A 16,688-nucleotide genomic window follows, 5' to 3' on the forward strand; every position below is an offset into this window, starting at 1 on the left:
TTTTGCGCTTTTCCTGAAATTGCTTCAGGCAGCGCCATGCGCCTCCAGCATCCGCCGTGCGCTGTCCTCGTCGGTGATGAGAATGGTCGGCGCGATGAGGTGCATGGCGCCGAGCAGGGCTTCGATCTTTTCAGGGCCGCCCGACGTGAGGATGCGGATCGGCGCCTTGCGCAGCCGGTCGACATCCACCGACATGACCAGACTGTTGATGGGGTGGTCGACCAGGTCGCCGTTGCGGTCGAAGAAGTGGAACAGAAGGTCGCCGACCGCGCCGCGCGCAAGCAGGGTCTCCCGGTCCGCTTCCTTTAGAAAGCCGCCGCGCGAGAAAGTGGTGGCCGAAGCGATGCCGCCGACGCTCAGCAGAACAGCATCGAGCACGTTGGCCATTTCAAAAACCTCCTGCAGGCCGCAGCGCTCGACCAGCGCGATCTTGGTCTCGACGCTGTCGACGACAGCTGGCGTCGGGATCAGGTAGCCGTCGCCCTGGAAGATTTGGGCAAAGCGCCAGGAGAACTCGGCCGGGTTGTATCGCCGCACGACGCCGACACCGCCGAGCAGCGAAATGACCTTGAAGTCGGTGAGCGATTTGGCGCTGATGAAGGGTAGGCTCGCGAACAGCGTCCTGCCCCAGCCAACGCCGACGCGCATGCCGGATTTCATCATGTCGGACAGAAAACTGCCGGTCTTGGCGGCGATGGCCGGGATCGGGTCGGCATTGGGGGCCGAAAGCGGCGCCACCAGCGCCTGCTGCAGGCCAAAAGTCTTCTCCAGCGCGCGTTCGAGCCGGACGATTTCCGACAGTTCGCTCTCGATGCTGATCTTGACCTCGTTGCGTGACCGCGCCTCGGCCAGCATGCGCACGATGGTGACGCGGCCGACGCCGAGCACGTCGGCGATCTCGTTTTGCGTCATCTGCTCGACGAAATACATCCAGGCGGCGCGGATCCTCAGGCGGTCGGTGCGGCTCTCGCTCACGAGATGCTCTGGCGTCTCGGCCACGCCTTCGGTTTCGCTCTGTCGCCGCCTGCCCAATTCCGTCCCCTCTCCCCTGCGGCGCCAGCCAACCCGCTGTCACCGATTCTGCATGCGCGTCTAGTATCGCCTATTGATCGACCAATCGATAGGAACAATGTAGGGTTAGCGGCAGGCACGATGGCCGCACCTGGCAGACAATTTTGAGGCGATCCGCGATGCTGCGACAAATATCCGAGGATGTCCGCGTCAACCTGAAGGACCGGCTGCGCGAGGTGCGCGACGCCATCCGGCAGAGCCGCCATGACGGCGCCGGCGAGGCCTTGCGCGAAGCCACCAGCCATTTGCCGCCGTTTCCGGGTAAGGGCATCGAAGGTCTGCTCAGCCATGCCGCGAGCGCCGTCGATGACGCGCTGTCGCTGGCCGAATCGCTGGTCCCGCATGAACGCCCGGCCAAGGTGGACGGCACGACGGTGAAGAGCCTGCGCAGCTATTTCCCGGCCGGTGACAAGGACCAGCAGCTCGGCGGCGAGCGCCTGTTCCGGCGCGACATGTATTATCTGGCCAAGGCCGTACTGGCTGAGCTGAAGGTTGTTGACGCCCGCATCCATGAGGCGAATTTTGCCGCCGTTCACGCCTCGATGCGCAAGCGGCATGCCGATCTGCTTGCCGCCCTCGCCGACAATGCCGAACCATCCGGCCAGCTTTCGCCGGTCGCGGCCGCCTGCTCGGCGCTGCTGATGGAATTTCTCGGCCACCGGCCGATCCGCTTCAGCGAGGCGGCGGTGGACACGCCGGCCGTCGTGCAGCGTAACGCTATGGATATACGCTGCCTCGCGCCGCTGGCGCTGGCCTGCGGCCTGGCAACCATCGCCACCGACGGTTCGTCCGAGCCCGACATGCTGGAGATCGCGGTGCTGGCGGCGAATGTGCGCCACGACCGCATCCTTCAGGCCTGCGCGAAGGCCGACCTGATGAGCGAGCTGACGGCGGTTTTCGCCACGCTGCTCGCCCATCTGCCGTAGTCGTCAGGCCGAGCCCACCATCGCCGATATCGTCTTCTTGGCGCGCTGGATCGAGGCCGGGCTCATCGAGAGTTCGGTCAGGCCCATCTTGACGAAGATCGGGATCAGGTCGGGACGGCCCGCCGCCTCGCCGCACATGCCGACCATGATGCCGGCGGCGACGCCGGCCCGCGCCGTCAGTTCGATCGCCGACATGACAGCCGGATTGGTGACATCGTTGAGTTTCGCCACCGTCGGGTTCAGCCGGTCAGCAGCCATGATGTATTGGGTCAGATCATTGGTGCCGATGGAGAAGAACGACACTTCCTTCGCCAGCGCCGGGGCGATCAGCACGGCGGCCGGGGTTTCGATCATCACGCCAAGGTCGAACATGGCATGCGCAACGCCCTCGGCCTTGAGCTCGGCCGCGCATTCCTCGACCAGAATGCGGGTCTGCCGGACCTCGCCGATGTCGGAGACCATCGGCAGCATCACCTTGATGTTGCCGTGCACGGCGGCGCGCAGCAGCGCGCGCAGCTGGCGCTTGAAGATGTCGGGACGGTCGAGGCACATGCGGATGCCGCGCCAGCCGAGGAAGGGGTTTTCCTCTTCGGGAAATTCTATGCCGGCAATCGGCTTGTCGCCGCCAATGTCGAGCGTGCGCACGATGACCGGATGCCGGGCAAAGGCCTTGGCCAGCGCCGAATAGGTTTCCGCCTGCATGTCCTCCGAGGGCAGATGCATGTGGCGCATGAACAGCAGTTCGGTGCGGAACAGGCCGATGCCCATGGCGCCGGCGTCGAGCGCCGCCTCGATCTCCTCGAGCGAGCCGATGTTGGCGGCGACCTCGATCACCGTGCCGTTGGCAAGCTTCGGCGTCACGCCCTTGAACACGGTCAGCCCGGCGCGCTCCCTGGCGGCGGCCTCGACCCGCTCTGCGAAATCAGCTGACGTGGCCGCGTCGGGATCGATGATCACGGCTCCGGAGTTGCCGTCGAGGGCCACCTGGCGGGCCGTGCGCAGCGCGTTGACCTTGTCGCCGAGGCCCAGCACCGCCGGTATGCCGTGCGAGCGGGCGATGATGGCGATATGGGAGGTGGCGCCGCCATGGCCGCAGACCACGCCGCCGATTCGCTTGAGCGGCGCGCGCGCCAGGTCCCAGGCGCCGATGTCGTCGGCGATGAGGATCGCGCCTTCAGGGATATTTTCGAGGCTGACGTCGTCCTGCCCGAGCAGCGCCAGGCACAGCTGGCGCCCGACAGCCTGCACGTCGTCGGCCCGCGCGTTGAGATAGTGGTCGTCGACCGCGCTGAAATCGCTGGCGATGGTGGCGGCGGCGGTGACGACAGCCGACACCGCATCGGTACCGCCCTTGATTTGTTTCTCGGCCTCGCCGGTCAAGGTGTCGTCGGCGGCGATATCCCTGAGTGCCGCGATGATGCCGCGATCGCCGGCCGACAGGCTGTCCTGCGCCAACGCGCGGTCCATGCGCGCCTGGACGGCAGAGACGGCGGCGCGGAAGCGCTCGATCTCGCCGTCGATCTCATCGGCCTTGAGCTGGTGTGCCTGGGCCGTGATCTGGGGCGGAAAATGCGCGAAGGCCGGACCGATGGCCACGCCTTCGCTGGCAGCCACGCCTCGCAGGCTGCCGGCGGGCGCAGTTTTTGGCGACTCGGGCGCTGGCACAGGCCTTGCTGCTTCCGCTGCACCGCTCGCCGGGCTCTGTGACTCCGACTCATCGTCGAGACCCGCCTTGGGGTTCTCGAGATAGCCGATCAGCGCTTCGACGGCCTCGATGGCGTCGGCGCCGGTTGCGCGGACGACCACTTCCTGGTTCTCCTTGACGCCCAGCAGCATCAGCTTGACCGAGCTCTTGGCGCTGACGGCCTTGCCGTCCTTGATGATCTCGACATCGGATTCGAAACCCTTCGCCAGCTTGACGAAGCGGGTGGCGGGACGGGCGTGCAAACCTTCATGCACTCTGACGATGGTCGAGCGTTCCATGGCAAATACTCTGCTTTTCTTGGCGCCGTCACAACTCAGGTGGCGACGCGGGTGGTTTCAGGCGGCGATGGTGATGATCGCGCCGGTCTTCAGGGCGGCCACGAGCGCTTGGCTGTCGACTTGCGACGCGCAGATCTCGCCCGGCCTCTCGGCCTCGGTGGCGCCGTTGAACGAGATGACGACGTGGCCCATCTCGAGGACCTTGCTCCATGCGCTGGAGCCGACGGCGGTAATAACGGCCGAAACATCGCCGAGCGTGATCGACGCGCCCTTGGCGGGCGCGCCGTCGCTCGGTCCGTGCTCCGTCTTGTGGAGCACGGAAACCTCGGCAAGCTCCGGCGGCGAGCCATCCGCGAACAGGATGACAACGCCCCCTTCGGCGAGATCCGCCACTTCGGGCCCGATGGCAGTGACCCGTGTTCTCAACAGAACCGTCATATGGCGAACCTCATTCTTGTTATCCTAGAAAACGAACAGGCTGACGACCCATGCGATCAGCACGGACACGGGGCCCATGATCTGGCGGCTGATGAGCACCGCCGGAACACCGATCTCGATGGTCTTCGGCTTGGCTTCGCCGAGCGCAAGACCGACCGGCACGAAGTCGCACCCCACCTGGGTGTTGTAGGCAAACAGCGCCGGCAGCGCCATTGCCGGCGAAATCGTGCCGTTGGCGATCTGCGGGCCGATGATGGCGACGCCGATGACCTGCGCGATAACAGCGCCTGGCCCGAGAATGGGCGACAGGAACGGCAGGCCGCAGATGGCGGAGATGATCAGCAGGCCGACGATGTTGTTGGCCAGCGGACCCATCGGCTGCGCCAGTATATCACCGATGCCGGTATAGAGGATCAGGCCGATGAGCATGGTCACGAAGGCCATGAACGGCAGCACGTTGCGAATGACCTGATCGATGGTGCGGCGGCCGGCATTGAAGAAGATGCCGACGACACGACCCATGGCACGGCCTACCGTGCTGATGAAGCCGATAAGCCCGCCTTCGCTGGGCAGAGGTGTCGGCGCGGTGGGCGCATTGCTGTTGCTTGAACTCATCGATGCTGCTCCCCCCGCAGTGGTGACCGCCTCGGATCCGTCCGCCATTGTGATGTTGGCCGGCTTCACACCCGAAACGTAGATATCCTCCGTGATGAACTGGGCGAGCGGCCCAGACTGTCCGACCGGCGTCAAATTGACGGTCGGGATACGCTTGCGCGGATAGACGCCGCATCGTGCGGTACCACCGCAGTCGACGACGACGACCGCCATCTCGCTTTCGATCGGCGGCGCCCTGAAGCCGTCAACTGCCTCTGCGCCGGTCATATCGGCGATGAGCTGCGCCACGGGGTGAATACCCCCGCCTGTCACGGAAACCACCTTGTTGCGTTGGGCGGTCGGCTCGATCACGAGCGGACCGCCCCAGCCGGTGTTGCCCCGGGAGATCTTTACTGCTTTGTATGTCTTGGCCATGATGTCCTCCCCCGCCCTTACAGCTCGACGCCCTGGCGGCGTGCCATGATGGCGGTGATGCGCTCGGTCAGCATGCCCTTGAGCAGGATGACGACGAGGCCGACAATCGCGTACCAGATCGCCACCTTGACGTGGTAGCCGGGAGCGATGACGCCCCGCTTCTCAAGGTCGAGCAAGGCCACGAGCATGCCGCCCCAGACAAAATATTCACCAGGGTTGATGTGCGGGAACAGACCGAGCGGCGGATGCACGTAGGACACGGCCGCGTCGTAGAAGGCGGGCTTGTGCTTTTCTTCCAGGAACGAGCCGAACGTGTAGGCCATCGGGTTGGTTAGGAAGAACACCGCCAGCAGTGGCAGCACGGTATAGCGGGTCAGCGCGATGCGGCCAGCACCACGCGCCAGACCGTGAACACGCTCTTCGCCGACCAGTTCGGTGATGGCGTAGAACGCCGTCATCAGCACCACAAGCGTGGGGATGATGCCGGTGACGAAACCGGCGAATACTTCGCCGCCCTTTTGGAAGACACCGATGAAGTGCTTGCCGATGGCGGTCAGCCAGCCGAGCTGCTCTTCCTGCTGCACGTTTTTCAGCTGTTCCTTCAGCTGATCGGCGGTGACTGGCGCGCTGTCGGTTTGCGCCTGCGCCAGAACCACGAGATGATCAGAGGCATGCTCGACAGCGAGCTTGCCATGCAAGGCAGCATCCGAAACCATGGTGCCTGCGACATGCAGATTGTGCACCGCCAGGTCGGCATGCTGCGCCAACAACGAAAATACAGACATTTCTCCTCCTTATGCCGCGCCTGCCGGTTTGATCCCAGTCGGCGCGCGGCGTCCTCTATACCCTTGCTACATTCAAGCCGGACAGGCCCGGCTTCGTCCCCGGCTCCGACCGTGTCTTGTCGATCTGTTCGATCGCCCGTTTCACGGCCTCGGCCACACCGGGTTCCCCCTCCCCCATGATCGCAGGGTTGGACCGGAGTCGATCGAGGGGAACGCCCTCGAATTCTTCATGGCGCTTGAATTTGGTGAACACCGAGCGGCCGGTCATCACCATCAGGCGACGCACGACCAGATCGGGCGTCACCACAACCAGGGCTATGGTGCCCTTGGCGAACCGCCCGCGAAAATTGCCGGCGCCGACAAATCCATCCTTGTACTGATCCGTGACGCCCCTGAAGACATCGGAATAGTGTCTCATCTGCAGCCAGACGCCGAGCGATTGCAGCGCCCAGACAATAACCAGCAGAAGCAGTCCCCACTGCCAGATCGCCATTTCGGTTTTCCTCCCGAAGCTCCGTCGACTCGCAGCTTGTAGCAGTGCGAGGCAACGTCAAAGTGAGAACATTTGTTTCCGAGAATGTCAATATGTATGATAATATCGTCAGCGATCGTCATCCACAGGAAACGCGGATTGATTTCGGCGATCACACAAGCGTGCTAGGGTCGGGGCCCTGGCTTCCGCCGAAACAGGATGGATGAGAGATGGATCTGCCCTTCAAGGATGAACTGGCCCTGATGCCCGATCTTGGTCATCGGCTGCGGCAGTTGCGCTGGTTTCGCGCCACCTTCCGCAGCAGCGCCAAGGTGGTCTCGGACACGTTCGGCGTGCGCTACGACATCGACGAAACCAAGCTCACCAGGGCCTTTCTCGACTGGATCGAGATCATGGACGCGCAGAAGCGCTTTGCCGAGATCGACCGAGCGGACTTCATCGTGTTTGCCGCCGGGCTGGTTCTGCGCGAGCTGATCCGGCAGGCGCCGGCAAAGGAGATATCCGGGCTCACCCAGCTGATCGAAACCGAGGCGAACGCCAAGACGATGGAGATCGTCCGCTTCTGGCCCGAGGGCTTTCTCTATACCAACTACTGTGTATCGGCGATTTCAGCCGTCTATCAGCAGGAATTCGGCAGCGCGCCCAGCATCGACAAATGCGCCGACGATCTGCGCACCTGGTGGTCCTATCGTGAGAATGTGACGGAGATGCCGGCCTATGCCGTGGCCTTCCTCGACCGTTTTCTCGGCGCCGAACCGAACTGGATCACGCCGGACCATGCGCAGTCCCGGCAGGCCATGCAGCGGGCGCTTGGGACACAGCGCCCGACCGACGCCATCCGCCAGCTCTGATTTTTGAACGTTCCCGCCATTCCCCCAAGCGCCGGAGCGCGCCAGCTATTGAACATTTGACTTTTTATCGATAGCGATGTGCGGATTCTATTGAGGTTCGGGAGAAGCGCGTGGCGCGTTCAAAGCTCATCATTTTCGATTGCGACGGCGTTCTTGTCGACAGCGAGCCGCTGGCCGCGAAGGCTTACGAACGTGTCTACGAAAAGCACGGCATGAGCGGCGTCCATGGCGGTATCATCGCCCAATGCGTCGGCATGAAGCAGTCGGACATCATCGTCCGGATCAAGGAATTGACCGGCCATCAGTTTCCGGCGGCCGCGGACGGCGATATCTGGACGGAAACCAAGATTCTTTTCTCCGAGGAACTGAAGCCGACGCCGGGAATCACCACCTTCCTGAAGGCGCTCAAGGGCGACCGCTGCGTTGCCTCGTCCTCCTCCGTCGAGCGCATAAACCACAGTCTCGCGGTGACTGGACTGGCTGAATTCTTCGGAGACGCGATCTACAGCTCCTCCATGGTCAAGAACGGCAAGCCGGCGCCCGACATTTTCCTGTTCGCCGCCGAGAAAATGGGCGCCGATCCGGCGGATTGCGTGGTGATCGAGGATTCGCCCTTCGGCATCCAGGGCGCGGTTGCCGCCGGCATGATGGCGATCGGCTACACGGGTGGCGGACATACCTATCCCGAGCACGCGGCGCGGCTGGCGGCGGCGGGTGCTTCCATCATCTGTTCGGACTGGCAGGAAGTCAGCCTGCAACTGGCCGAATTCGGCATTCCGGCATAGTTTTCGCCGGCATAGTTTTCGATGATTGATCGGGTGCCGCAAGGACGGCACCCGCATGCGGCTGCAGCAATTTGGCCGTTCTGACTACGACCCGGCCTTGACCTATGCGTTCAGCGCACGACCATAGGCGTCGAGCACGCTTTCCTTCATCATTTCCGAGAGTGTCGGATGCGGGAAGATGGTGTGCATCAGCTCTTCCTCGGTGGTCTCGAGGTTCATTGCCACGACGAAACCCTGGATCAGCTCGGTCACCTCGGCGCCAACCATATGCGCGCCCAGCAACTGCCCGGTCTTCTTATCGAAGATGGTCTTGACGAAACCCTGGTCTTCGCCCAGCGCAATGGCCTTGCCGTTGGCGGCGAAGGGGAAGCGGCCGACGCGGATCTCCTTGCCTTCCGACAGAGCCCTGGCTTCCGTCAGGCCGACGGAGGCGACCTGCGGGTTGCAATAGGTGCAGCCGGGGATCTTCAGCTTGTCGATGGCGTGCACGCCGGGGAAATTGGCGATTTTTTCCACGCACACGACGCCCTCATGCTCGGCCTTGTGGGCGAGCATCGGCGGCCCGGCGACGTCGCCGATGGCATAGATGCCGGCAACATTGGTCTTGCCGTAGCCGTCGACGACCACGCAGCCGCGCTCGGTCTTGACGCCCAGCGTTTCCAGCCCGAGATTCTCGATATTGCCTTGGACGCCGACGGCCGAAATCATCCGGTCGGCGGTGATTTTCTCGACCTTGCCGTCCTTCATCTCGACATGAGCGGTGATCGAATTGGCTGATTTCTCGACCTTGGTCACCTTGGCTTCGAGAATGATCTTCATGCCCTGCTTCTCGAACTGCTTCTGCGCGAATTTCGAGACTTCGGCATCCTCGACCGGCATCACCGCCGGCAGCAGTTCGACCACGGTCACGTCGACGCCCATGGTGCGATAGAAGGAGGCGAACTCGATGCCGATGGCGCCGGAACCCATGACCAGCAGCGACTTCGGCATTTCCGGCGGAACCATGGCCTCGAAATAGGTCCAGATCAGCTTGCCGTCCGGCTCGACGCCGGGCAGCGCGCGCGGCCTGGCGCCGGTGGCGAGAATGATGTGCTTGGCGGTGTAGGTACCCTCGCCCTTGACGCCCTTCGGTACCGGCGGCTGCGGCTCCATCGGCTTCTTGGAGGTCTTCGACACGACGATCTCATTGGGCTTGGTCAGCTTGGCCTCGCCCCAGATGACGTCGACCTTGTTCTTCTTCATCAGGAAGCCGACGCCGTTGTTGAGGCGCAGCGACACTTTTCGCGAGCGGTCGACCACGGCTGATGTGTCGACGCTGACCTTGCCGTCGATCTTCAGGCCATAATCCTTGAGATGGTCCGAATAGTGCATGATCTCGGCCGAGCGCAGCAGCGCCTTGGTCGGGATGCAGCCCCAGTTGAGACAGATCCCGCCGAGATGCTCGCGCTCGACGATCGCCGTCTTGAAGCCGAGCTGCGCGGCGCGCACGGCGGCGACATAGCCGCCAGGCCCCGAGCCGATGATGATGACGTCATAGTTCTCAGCCATGGGAATTCCCCTGCTCGCGCATGCTTGATGGTCGACACCGACGATGGACTATATAAGCATACCCATCGGGTTTTCGATCAAGCCCTTGAAGGCAACGAGCAGTTCAGCGCCAAGCGCGCCATCGACGGCGCGATGGTCGGTCGACAGCGTCACCGACATCACCGTGGCAATCTTGATCTCGCCGTTCTTCACCACCGCCCGCTGTTCGCCGGCGCCGACCGCGAGGATCGTCGCATGCGGCGGGTTGATGACGGCGGCAAAGTCCTTGATGCCGAACATGCCGAGGTTGGACACCGCCGTGGTGCCCCCCTGGTACTCTTCCGGCTTCAGCTTGCGGCTACGGGCACGGCTCGCCAGATCCTTCATCTCGTTGGAGATCACCGACAGCGTCTTCTCGTCCGCCTTGCGGATGATCGGCGTGATCAAGCCGCCGGGGATCGACACGGCGACGCCGACATCGGCATGCTTGTGCTTGACCATGGCGGTTTCGGTCCAAGAGGCGTTGGCATCCGGCACCGCCTTCAACGCCACGGCAAAAGCCTTGATGACCATGTCGTTGACCGACAGCTTGTAGGCGGGCGCTTCGCCCTTGTCGGTCTTCTTCGTCGGTGCCGCCGCATTGAGCTGCGTGCGCAGCGCCAGCAGCGCGTCGAGTTCGCAGTCGAGTGTCAGGTAGAAATGCGGGATCGTGGTCTTGGCCTCGACCAGGCGCCGCGCGATGGTCTTGCGCATGTTGTCGTGCGGGACGAGGTCGTAGGAACCCTGCTCGAACAGGCGAAGCACGTCCCCCTCCCCCTTGAGGGGAGGGTGGCCGGCCGAAGGCCGGTCGGGTGGGGTCGGTTCGACCGGACTCGGCGCAAAGGAGGTGCCTTCTGGGGCGACCCCCTCCGTCCGCTTCGCGGACACCTCCCCCTCGAGGGGGGAGGAAAGCGCTGCGTCGATGTCGGCTTTCACGACGCGGCCGTATGGGCCGGTGCCTGATATGCCGGAGAGGCTCAGTCCTGCCTCTCGGGCCAAGCGACGAGCCAAAGGCGTCGCGCGGGTTCTCCCCTCCCCCTCGAGGGGAGGGTGGCCGGCCGCAGGCCGGTCGGGTGGGGTCGGTTCGACCGGACTCGGCCCAAAGGAGGTGCCTTCTGAGGCGACCCCCTCTGTCGGCTTTGCCGACATCTCCCCCTCGAGGGGGGAGATTGGCGCCTTGTCGCTATAAGCCTCGCCCTCGGCATAGATCCAGGCCACGGGCGCGCCGACCGGAATGTCGACGCCTTCCTTGCCGGTGACATCGCGCAGGATGCCGCTGGCCGGGGCATCGATTTCCATCGCGGCCTTGTCGGTCTCGATCTCGAACAGAAGGTCGCCCTTCTTGACGGTCGCGCCCTCGGTCGCGAACCAGCGCGAGATCTGACCGGTCGCCATGTCCATGTCGACCTTGGGTAGAATGACTTCGGTCGGCATGAGCTAGCGAACCCCCTTCACGAGGTCGCGCGCGGCGGCGATGATGTCGGGAACCTGCGGCACCGAAGCCTTTTCCAGTTCGGGATTGTAAGGGATCGGGGTTTCCGCGCCGCCCAGCCGGACGATCGGTGCGTCGAGATAGTCGAACGCGTCGCTCTCGGCGATCATCGCGCTGACCTCGGCGCCGATGCCCAGCGTCTTGACCGCTTCGTAGACGCACATCAGCCGCGACGTCTTCTTGACGCTGTCGATGACCGTCTGCTTGTCCATCGGCCGGATGGTCCGGAGATCGACGACTTCGACGTCGATGCCTTCGGCTTCCAGGGTGGCCGCGGCCTCAAGCGCCTTGTTCACCATGATCGAGGTGGCAACGATGGTCAGATCGCGGCCCTCACGGCGGATGTCGGCCTTGCCGATCGGCACCGTGTAATAGCCTTCTGGCACCGGGCCTTTCGTCTTGTAGAGCAGCTTGTGCTCGAAGATCATGACGGGATCGGGATCGGCGACGGCCGCCAGCAGCATGCCCTTGGCATCGTAGGGCGTCGCCGGCTGGATGACCTTCAAGCCGGGGACGTGGCCGAGCCAGGCCTCCAGGCTCTGGCTGTGCTGCGCGGCGGCACCCGTGCCGGAACCGGCGGGAAAGCGCATGACCACGGGAACGGAAACCTCGCCGCCAAGCATGAAGCGCATCTTGGCCGCCTGGTTGACGATCTGCTCCATGGCCAGCGTAGCGAAATCGGAGAACTGGAACTCGAAGATCGGCCGCATGCCGGTGACGGCGGCACCCACCGCGACGCCCGCGCCACCCAGTTCCGAAATCGGCGTGTCCAGCACCCGATCCGGACCGAAACGCTCGACCAGGTCGCCGGTGACCTGGAAGGCACCGCCATAGACGCCGATATCCTCGCCCATCAGGAAGACGCGTTCGTCCATGTCCATGGCGATCGCCATGGCTTCCTGGATCGCCTGGGCATAACTCAGCTCACGCACCATCGCGTCCATCACGCCTGCTCCGTATAAACATAATTGCCGGTGTCGCGGACATCCGGGGAAGGGCTCGCCTTGGCGAACTCGATACCGTCAGCGATTTCCTTCGCCACGGCCTCGCGAACGGCTTCGATGCCCTTGTCGTCGATGAAGCCGAACTCGCGCAGCTCGTTTTCGAACAGGGTGATCGGGTCGCGGTTCGACATCCAGTCCTCGATCTCCTCCTTGGTGCGATAGCGGTTGCGGTCGCTCTTGGAGTGGCCGCGATGACGGTAGGTCTTGGACTCGATCAGCGTCGGCCCTTCGCCCGCGCGGGCACGCTCGACGGCCTTGTGCGAGGCCTCGGCGACTTCCGAGAAGATGTTGCCGTTGACGATGACGCCGGGCATCGAATAGGCGGCGGCGCGGTCGGCGATGTTCTTGACCGCGGTGGAGCGCGCCGTCGACGTCGACATGCCGTAACCATTGTTCTCGCAGACGAAGATGACCGGCAGTTTCCAGATCGCGGCCATGTTCAGCGCCTCGTGGAAGGCGCCTTCATTGTTGGCGCCGTCGCCGAAGAAGGAGACGACGACCTTGCCGGTCTTCATCATCTTGGAGGAAAGTGCTGCCCCAACGGCGATCGGAATGCCGCCGCCGACGATGCCGTTGGCGCCGAGATTGCCCTTGGCGACATCGGCGATGTGCATCGAGCCGCCACGGCCCTTGCAGTAGCCAGTGGTCTTGCCGAAGAACTCGGCGAACATGCGCTTCACCTCAGCACCCTTGGCGATGCAGTGGCCGTGGCCGCGATGGGTCGAGGTGATCTGGTCATTATCGCCGAGCGGCATGCAGATTCCCATGGCGCTGGCTTCCTGTCCGATCGACAGGTGCATGGTGCCGTGGATGAGGCCGCGCGTGTAGGACTCTTCCGCGCCCTCCTCGAAGCGGCGGATGAGGTACATCTTGTGGAGCACCTGCCTGAGCTGCTCGGCGCTGTACTGGCGATAGACGAAAGGCAGGTTGGCGCGGCTGTCCGCGACGGCTTTGATGGCTTCGGGCATGATCAGGCTCCCACTGTGCCGTAGACGAGCTTGTCCTGGCGCGCGCGCAGCTCGGCAATCTTGGAACCCGGCGCGGGGGCGGCGTTGGCATAGGTGATGAGCTCACCCTTCTTGATCGGCGCGGTGACCGATCCGCCCTGCAGCAGGCCGCAGGGAATGGCCTTGGCGGCACGTGCTTCCGGCGCTGTCATGATCCAGGCGCGGTAGCAGTACTCGCCGATCGCATCGAGCTTCTCGCCCGGCTGCATGTCCTTCTTGGCGACGGCCGCGACTTCGGCCACGGGCTTGGCCAGCGGCACCATGTCGGCCTTGCCGTAGAGCACGACCCGGGCGCAGGTCAGCGGCACTTCGAGCGAGGTCAGGTGATAGGGGCGGTGGAAGGTGAAGTACGGGCCCTTGCCCATCTTCAGATCTTCCATGCGCTCCGAAATGCGCGGATGCGACATGTCGGCGACGACGAAGACGCCGGGCGCGACCCCCTTGCCGATCGTGTAGTCGACGACGCCGACGCGCGACAGCACGCCGCCATCCTTCTCGGGAACAAGCACCTTGGACAGTTCGCCAAGCGTCGCCGCCGGGCCATGCATGCCGGCCTTGTCGGGAACCAGCCCGGTGGCATTGGCGATCGCCGCCATCTCGACCATGGTCTTCGAACCGTCGACGAATTCGACGAGCATGCGCACATTCATGTGCCGGCGCTTGGCTTCCTCGGCATAATCATCCGGGATCGCGTCGATGTTGAGCGGGTTGTTCTTGCCCTTGCCGGCGGCGACGATCGGATGACCCATCGCCGAGACGAATTCGATCAATTCCATGCAGGAGGACGGCTCGTCGCCGGCGCCCAGCGAATAGGTGACGCCGAGCCGGTCGGCCTCGCTCTTCAGATAGGCGCCGATGGTGACGTCGGCCTCGACATTCATCATCACCAGATGCTTGCCATGCTCCATGGCACGCAGGCCAATCTCGGCGCCGACGGCAGGAACGCCGGTGGCATCGATGACGACGTCGATGAGATCATTGTTGATGACCAGGCTGGCATCGTTGGTGACGGCGATCTTGCCGGCCTCCATCGCCGCGGTCATCGCTGATGCGTTCGACACTTCGCGGGCGTGCCCGGTTTCCTGGAAGGCGATATCGACCGCCTTGCTGGCGGCGGGAAGGTTGAGTTCGGAGATGGCGCCGATTTCGATGCCGGACATATGGGCGACGCGGGTGACAATGTCCGTGCCCATCTCGCCCGAGCCGATCAGGCCGATGCGAATCGGCTTGCCGGACTTGGCGCGTTCCTCGAGATCGCGGGCGAGGCCCGTCAACGAAACATTGGAAGCCATAGCGATCATTCCTCCCACAATACAGGCTGTTCAAGTGCATGACGGGTATTGAACATCTGTATTTCTGTCAAGACTAATGTCCAAAATTCCGCGCTTTCGCGACCCTTTTGGGAGGCCTGCCGCGAGCCAAAACGGGTCCGCTGGAAAGCCGGCTGTCAAACGGCTCGCCTTGTCGGTGCGGCTAAGAATAGACCGTCGAGGCGGAAGGCTCCGATGTCTGTTTGGAGCCGGCTATTTGATGCCGGCCCGCATGAAGCTCTGGACGAACTGGCGCTGGAACAGCAGGAAGCCGATCAGCAGCGGCGCCGATGTCATAAGGGCGGCGGCCGAAATGATGCTCCACTGCACGCCCTGGTCGGGCGAGGCGAAGACCTGCAGGCCGACGGTCAGCGGCCGGGTCGACACCGAGTTGGTGATCACCAGCGGCCACAGCAGATTGTTCCAGTGGTAGCTGACCGAGACCAGCCCGTAGGCGACATAGATCGGACGCGACAGGGGAACATAGACCTTGAGCAGGATGCCGAGCGGCCCCGCGCCCTCGACGCGCGCGGCATCATCAAGTTCTTTGGGCACGGTCAGGAAGGCCTGGCGCAGCAGAAAGATGCCGAAGGCCGAAGCCATGTAGGGCAGGCCCATCGCCCACACGGTGTCGACCAGCCCAAGCTTGACCATGGTGCGGTAGTTCTCGACCATCAGCACCTCGGGCATGATCATCAGTTGGATCAGCACCAGCATGAACACCAGCGTCTTGCCGCGGAAATCGTAGCGGGCGAAGGCATAGGCGGCGAGCGTGCAGATGACGAATTGCGAGACCAGGATGACCGTGATCAGCACGAAGGTGTTGAGAAAATAACGCGCGAAGGGTGCCGCGTTCCAGGCCTGGACGAAGTTGGCGAGCGTCAGCGGCGCCGTCAGATCGAAGCGCACCTCGTATTCGGCCGGATGGAACGCCATCCAGACCGCATAGAGCAGCGGCAGGATCCAGAGCGCACCGAGCAGATAGCAGCCGATGACCTCGACGGCGTGCCAAAAACCGTGCTCGCGGGACTGGATCGGCTGGGGAAGCGCGGTGGCGGTCATTTGTAATGGACCCTCCGGTCGAGAATGCCGAACTGCACGAACGCAAGCGCCGCGAGCAGCGCCAGCAGCACCATGGTCAGTGCGGCGGCATAGCCGGTGTCCCAGAAGCGGAACGCCGTCTGGTAGATGTAGTAAAGCAGCAGCGTGCTGGCGTTGTCGGGGCCGCCACGGGTCATGACGATAACGTGGTCGATCAGCCGGAACGAGTTGATGATGGCATTGATCAGCACGAACAGCGTCGTCGGCATCAGCAACGGAAAGGTGACGCGGCGAAAGAAATACCAGCGGCCCGCGCCTTCGAGCGCGGCGGCCTCGCCGAGTGATGGGCTGATCTGCTGCAGCGCCGCCAGGTAGAAGATCATGAAGAAGCCGGCTTCCTTCCAGACGGCCAGCACCATCAGGCTGCCAAGCGCCGTCGAACCATCCCCCAGCCAGTTGCGTTCGGCGAAGCCGAACAGGCCGAGGAAGCGGTCGATGAGGCCGTAGCCGGGCGTGTAGAAGAACAGCCAGATGTTGGCCACCGCGATCATCGGCAGGATGGTGGGCAGGAAGAAGGACATGCGCAGCAGGCCCTTGCCGCGGATCGACGAATTGACGATCAGCGCCATCAGCATCGCCAGGCCGATCGCCACCGGCACGGTGCCGATGGCATAGATGGCGTTGTTCTTCAGGGCGGCCAGGAACACCGGGTCGCTCAGCATGTCGGTGTAGTGGCTGACGCCGACGAACTTGGCCGGGCGCGCGCCGCGCGGCGTGTTGTAGAAGCTGTTGACCAGCGTCATCACCGCCGGGATGTGGGTGAACGCCGCCAGCAGCACGACGGCCGGCAACAGCAGCAGCCATGCGGTGATCTGATTTCGTCCCTGTGTCACGGGAACAGCCTTTC

Annotated in this window: 16 protein-coding genes; 3 read left to right on the forward strand and 13 right to left on the reverse strand. The window is 63.6% G+C overall.

Translation table 11 applies throughout. The features are described 5' to 3' along the window. Positions 1-24: 24 nt before the first annotated feature. Complete coding sequence (locus ABVQ20_RS23040; protein ID WP_354461767.1) at positions 25-1,032, reverse strand: sugar-binding transcriptional regulator; 1,008 nt, start codon at positions 1,030-1,032, stop codon at positions 25-27. A gap of 158 nt (positions 1,033-1,190) precedes the next feature. Here ABVQ20_RS23040 and ABVQ20_RS23045 point away from each other — a divergent pair, with 158 nt between their 5' ends. Then, positions 1,191-1,997: a hypothetical protein gene (locus ABVQ20_RS23045; protein WP_354461768.1), complete on the forward strand. Its 807-nt coding sequence runs from the start codon at positions 1,191-1,193 to the stop codon at positions 1,995-1,997. 3 nt (positions 1,998-2,000) lie between these two features. Here the strand turns inward: ABVQ20_RS23045 and ptsP are convergent, their stop codons facing one another. From ptsP to ABVQ20_RS23070, 5 genes are read right to left on the reverse strand one after another with little or no spacing between them, the layout of a single operon-like run. Then, positions 2,001-3,980, reverse strand: coding sequence for a phosphoenolpyruvate--protein phosphotransferase (gene ptsP, locus ABVQ20_RS23050; protein ID WP_354461769.1), 1,980 nt, complete (start codon positions 3,978-3,980; stop codon positions 2,001-2,003). Positions 3,981-4,037: 57 nt separating this feature from the next. After that, on the reverse strand, positions 4,038-4,418 hold the full coding sequence (locus ABVQ20_RS23055) for a PTS glucitol/sorbitol transporter subunit IIA (RefSeq protein ID WP_354461770.1): 381 nt from the start codon (positions 4,416-4,418) through the stop codon (positions 4,038-4,040). Positions 4,419-4,442: 24 nt separating this feature from the next. Further along, complete coding sequence (gene srlE, locus ABVQ20_RS23060) at positions 4,443-5,447, reverse strand: PTS glucitol/sorbitol transporter subunit IIB (RefSeq protein ID WP_354461771.1); 1,005 nt, start codon at positions 5,445-5,447, stop codon at positions 4,443-4,445. Positions 5,448-5,464: 17 nt separating this feature from the next. Further along, positions 5,465-6,232 carry a PTS glucitol/sorbitol transporter subunit IIC gene (srlA, locus tag ABVQ20_RS23065; RefSeq protein WP_354461772.1) on the reverse strand — a complete coding sequence of 256 codons (768 nt, stop codon included), beginning with the start codon at positions 6,230-6,232 and terminating at the stop codon, positions 5,465-5,467. A gap of 55 nt (positions 6,233-6,287) precedes the next feature. Continuing rightward, complete coding sequence (locus tag ABVQ20_RS23070; RefSeq protein WP_354461773.1) at positions 6,288-6,725, reverse strand: transcriptional regulator GutM; 438 nt, start codon at positions 6,723-6,725, stop codon at positions 6,288-6,290. Between the two features lie 209 nt (positions 6,726-6,934). Between ABVQ20_RS23070 and ABVQ20_RS23075 the strand changes: the two genes are divergently transcribed. Together ABVQ20_RS23075 and ABVQ20_RS23080 are read left to right on the forward strand one after the other, a co-directional pair. Continuing rightward, positions 6,935-7,576: a hypothetical protein gene (locus tag ABVQ20_RS23075; protein ID WP_354461774.1), complete on the forward strand. Its 642-nt coding sequence runs from the start codon at positions 6,935-6,937 to the stop codon at positions 7,574-7,576. Positions 7,577-7,686: 110 nt separating this feature from the next. Beyond that, complete coding sequence (locus ABVQ20_RS23080; protein ID WP_354461775.1) at positions 7,687-8,361, forward strand: HAD family hydrolase; 675 nt, start codon at positions 7,687-7,689, stop codon at positions 8,359-8,361. A 102-nt stretch (positions 8,362-8,463) separates the two neighbouring features. Here ABVQ20_RS23080 and lpdA read toward each other — a convergent pair whose 3' ends face one another. From lpdA to ABVQ20_RS23115, 7 genes are all read right to left on the reverse strand, one after another. After that, on the reverse strand, positions 8,464-9,909 hold the full coding sequence (lpdA, locus tag ABVQ20_RS23085; protein WP_354461776.1) for a dihydrolipoyl dehydrogenase: 1,446 nt from the start codon (positions 9,907-9,909) through the stop codon (positions 8,464-8,466). Positions 9,910-9,957: 48 nt separating this feature from the next. Continuing rightward, the gene (locus ABVQ20_RS23090) at positions 9,958-11,361 is read right to left on the reverse strand and encodes a pyruvate dehydrogenase complex dihydrolipoamide acetyltransferase (RefSeq protein WP_354461777.1); all 1,404 of its coding nucleotides are present in this window, start codon (positions 11,359-11,361) and stop codon (positions 9,958-9,960) included. 3 nt (positions 11,362-11,364) lie between these two features. Next, the gene (locus ABVQ20_RS23095; protein ID WP_354461778.1) at positions 11,365-12,363 is read right to left on the reverse strand and encodes an alpha-ketoacid dehydrogenase subunit beta; all 999 of its coding nucleotides are present in this window, start codon (positions 12,361-12,363) and stop codon (positions 11,365-11,367) included. Beyond that, on the reverse strand, positions 12,363-13,391 hold the full coding sequence (locus ABVQ20_RS23100; RefSeq protein WP_354461779.1) for a thiamine pyrophosphate-dependent dehydrogenase E1 component subunit alpha: 1,029 nt from the start codon (positions 13,389-13,391) through the stop codon (positions 12,363-12,365). The genes ABVQ20_RS23095 and ABVQ20_RS23100 overlap by 1 nt, the downstream gene beginning before the upstream one ends. A 2-nt stretch (positions 13,392-13,393) precedes the next feature. After that, entirely contained in the window at positions 13,394-14,722 is a 1,329-nt protein-coding gene (locus ABVQ20_RS23105) for an NAD(P)H-dependent oxidoreductase (protein WP_354461780.1), read from the reverse strand. A 231-nt stretch (positions 14,723-14,953) separates the two neighbouring features. Further along, complete coding sequence (locus ABVQ20_RS23110) at positions 14,954-15,802, reverse strand: carbohydrate ABC transporter permease (RefSeq protein WP_354461781.1); 849 nt, start codon at positions 15,800-15,802, stop codon at positions 14,954-14,956. Then, positions 15,799-16,674, reverse strand: coding sequence for a carbohydrate ABC transporter permease (locus tag ABVQ20_RS23115; RefSeq protein WP_354461782.1), 876 nt, complete (start codon positions 16,672-16,674; stop codon positions 15,799-15,801). Before ABVQ20_RS23115 ends, ABVQ20_RS23110 begins: the two co-directional genes overlap by 4 nt. Positions 16,675-16,688 lie beyond the last annotated feature (14 nt).

The organism is Mesorhizobium shangrilense, from assembly GCF_040537815.1.
Classification (GTDB): Bacteria; Pseudomonadota; Alphaproteobacteria; order Rhizobiales; family Rhizobiaceae; genus Mesorhizobium; species Mesorhizobium shangrilense.

What these genes read in the sequence shown, in the direction of transcription:
- ABVQ20_RS23045 (WP_354461768.1), top strand. Translation starts at nt 1,191, where the DNA reads ATGCTGCGACAAATATCCGAGGATGTCCGCGTCAACCTGAAGGACCGG.
- ptsP (WP_354461769.1), bottom strand. Translation starts at nt 3,980, where the DNA reads ATGGAACGCTCGACCATCGTCAGAGTGCATGAAGGTTTGCACGCCCGT.
- ABVQ20_RS23055 (WP_354461770.1), bottom strand. Translation starts at nt 4,418, where the DNA reads ATGACGGTTCTGTTGAGAACACGGGTCACTGCCATCGGGCCCGAAGTG.
- srlE (WP_354461771.1), bottom strand. Translation starts at nt 5,447, where the DNA reads ATGGCCAAGACATACAAAGCAGTAAAGATCTCCCGGGGCAACACCGGC.
- srlA (WP_354461772.1), bottom strand. Translation starts at nt 6,232, where the DNA reads ATGTCTGTATTTTCGTTGTTGGCGCAGCATGCCGACCTGGCGGTGCAC.
- ABVQ20_RS23070 (WP_354461773.1), bottom strand. Translation starts at nt 6,725, where the DNA reads ATGGCGATCTGGCAGTGGGGACTGCTTCTGCTGGTTATTGTCTGGGCG.
- ABVQ20_RS23075 (WP_354461774.1), top strand. Translation starts at nt 6,935, where the DNA reads ATGGATCTGCCCTTCAAGGATGAACTGGCCCTGATGCCCGATCTTGGT.
- lpdA (WP_354461776.1), bottom strand. Translation starts at nt 9,909, where the DNA reads ATGGCTGAGAACTATGACGTCATCATCATCGGCTCGGGGCCTGGCGGC.
- ABVQ20_RS23090 (WP_354461777.1), bottom strand. Translation starts at nt 11,361, where the DNA reads ATGCCGACCGAAGTCATTCTACCCAAGGTCGACATGGACATGGCGACC.
- ABVQ20_RS23095 (WP_354461778.1), bottom strand. Translation starts at nt 12,363, where the DNA reads ATGGACGCGATGGTGCGTGAGCTGAGTTATGCCCAGGCGATCCAGGAA.
- ABVQ20_RS23100 (WP_354461779.1), bottom strand. Translation starts at nt 13,391, where the DNA reads ATGCCCGAAGCCATCAAAGCCGTCGCGGACAGCCGCGCCAACCTGCCT.
- ABVQ20_RS23105 (WP_354461780.1), bottom strand. Translation starts at nt 14,722, where the DNA reads ATGGCTTCCAATGTTTCGTTGACGGGCCTCGCCCGCGATCTCGAGGAA.
- ABVQ20_RS23110 (WP_354461781.1), bottom strand. Translation starts at nt 15,802, where the DNA reads ATGACCGCCACCGCGCTTCCCCAGCCGATCCAGTCCCGCGAGCACGGT.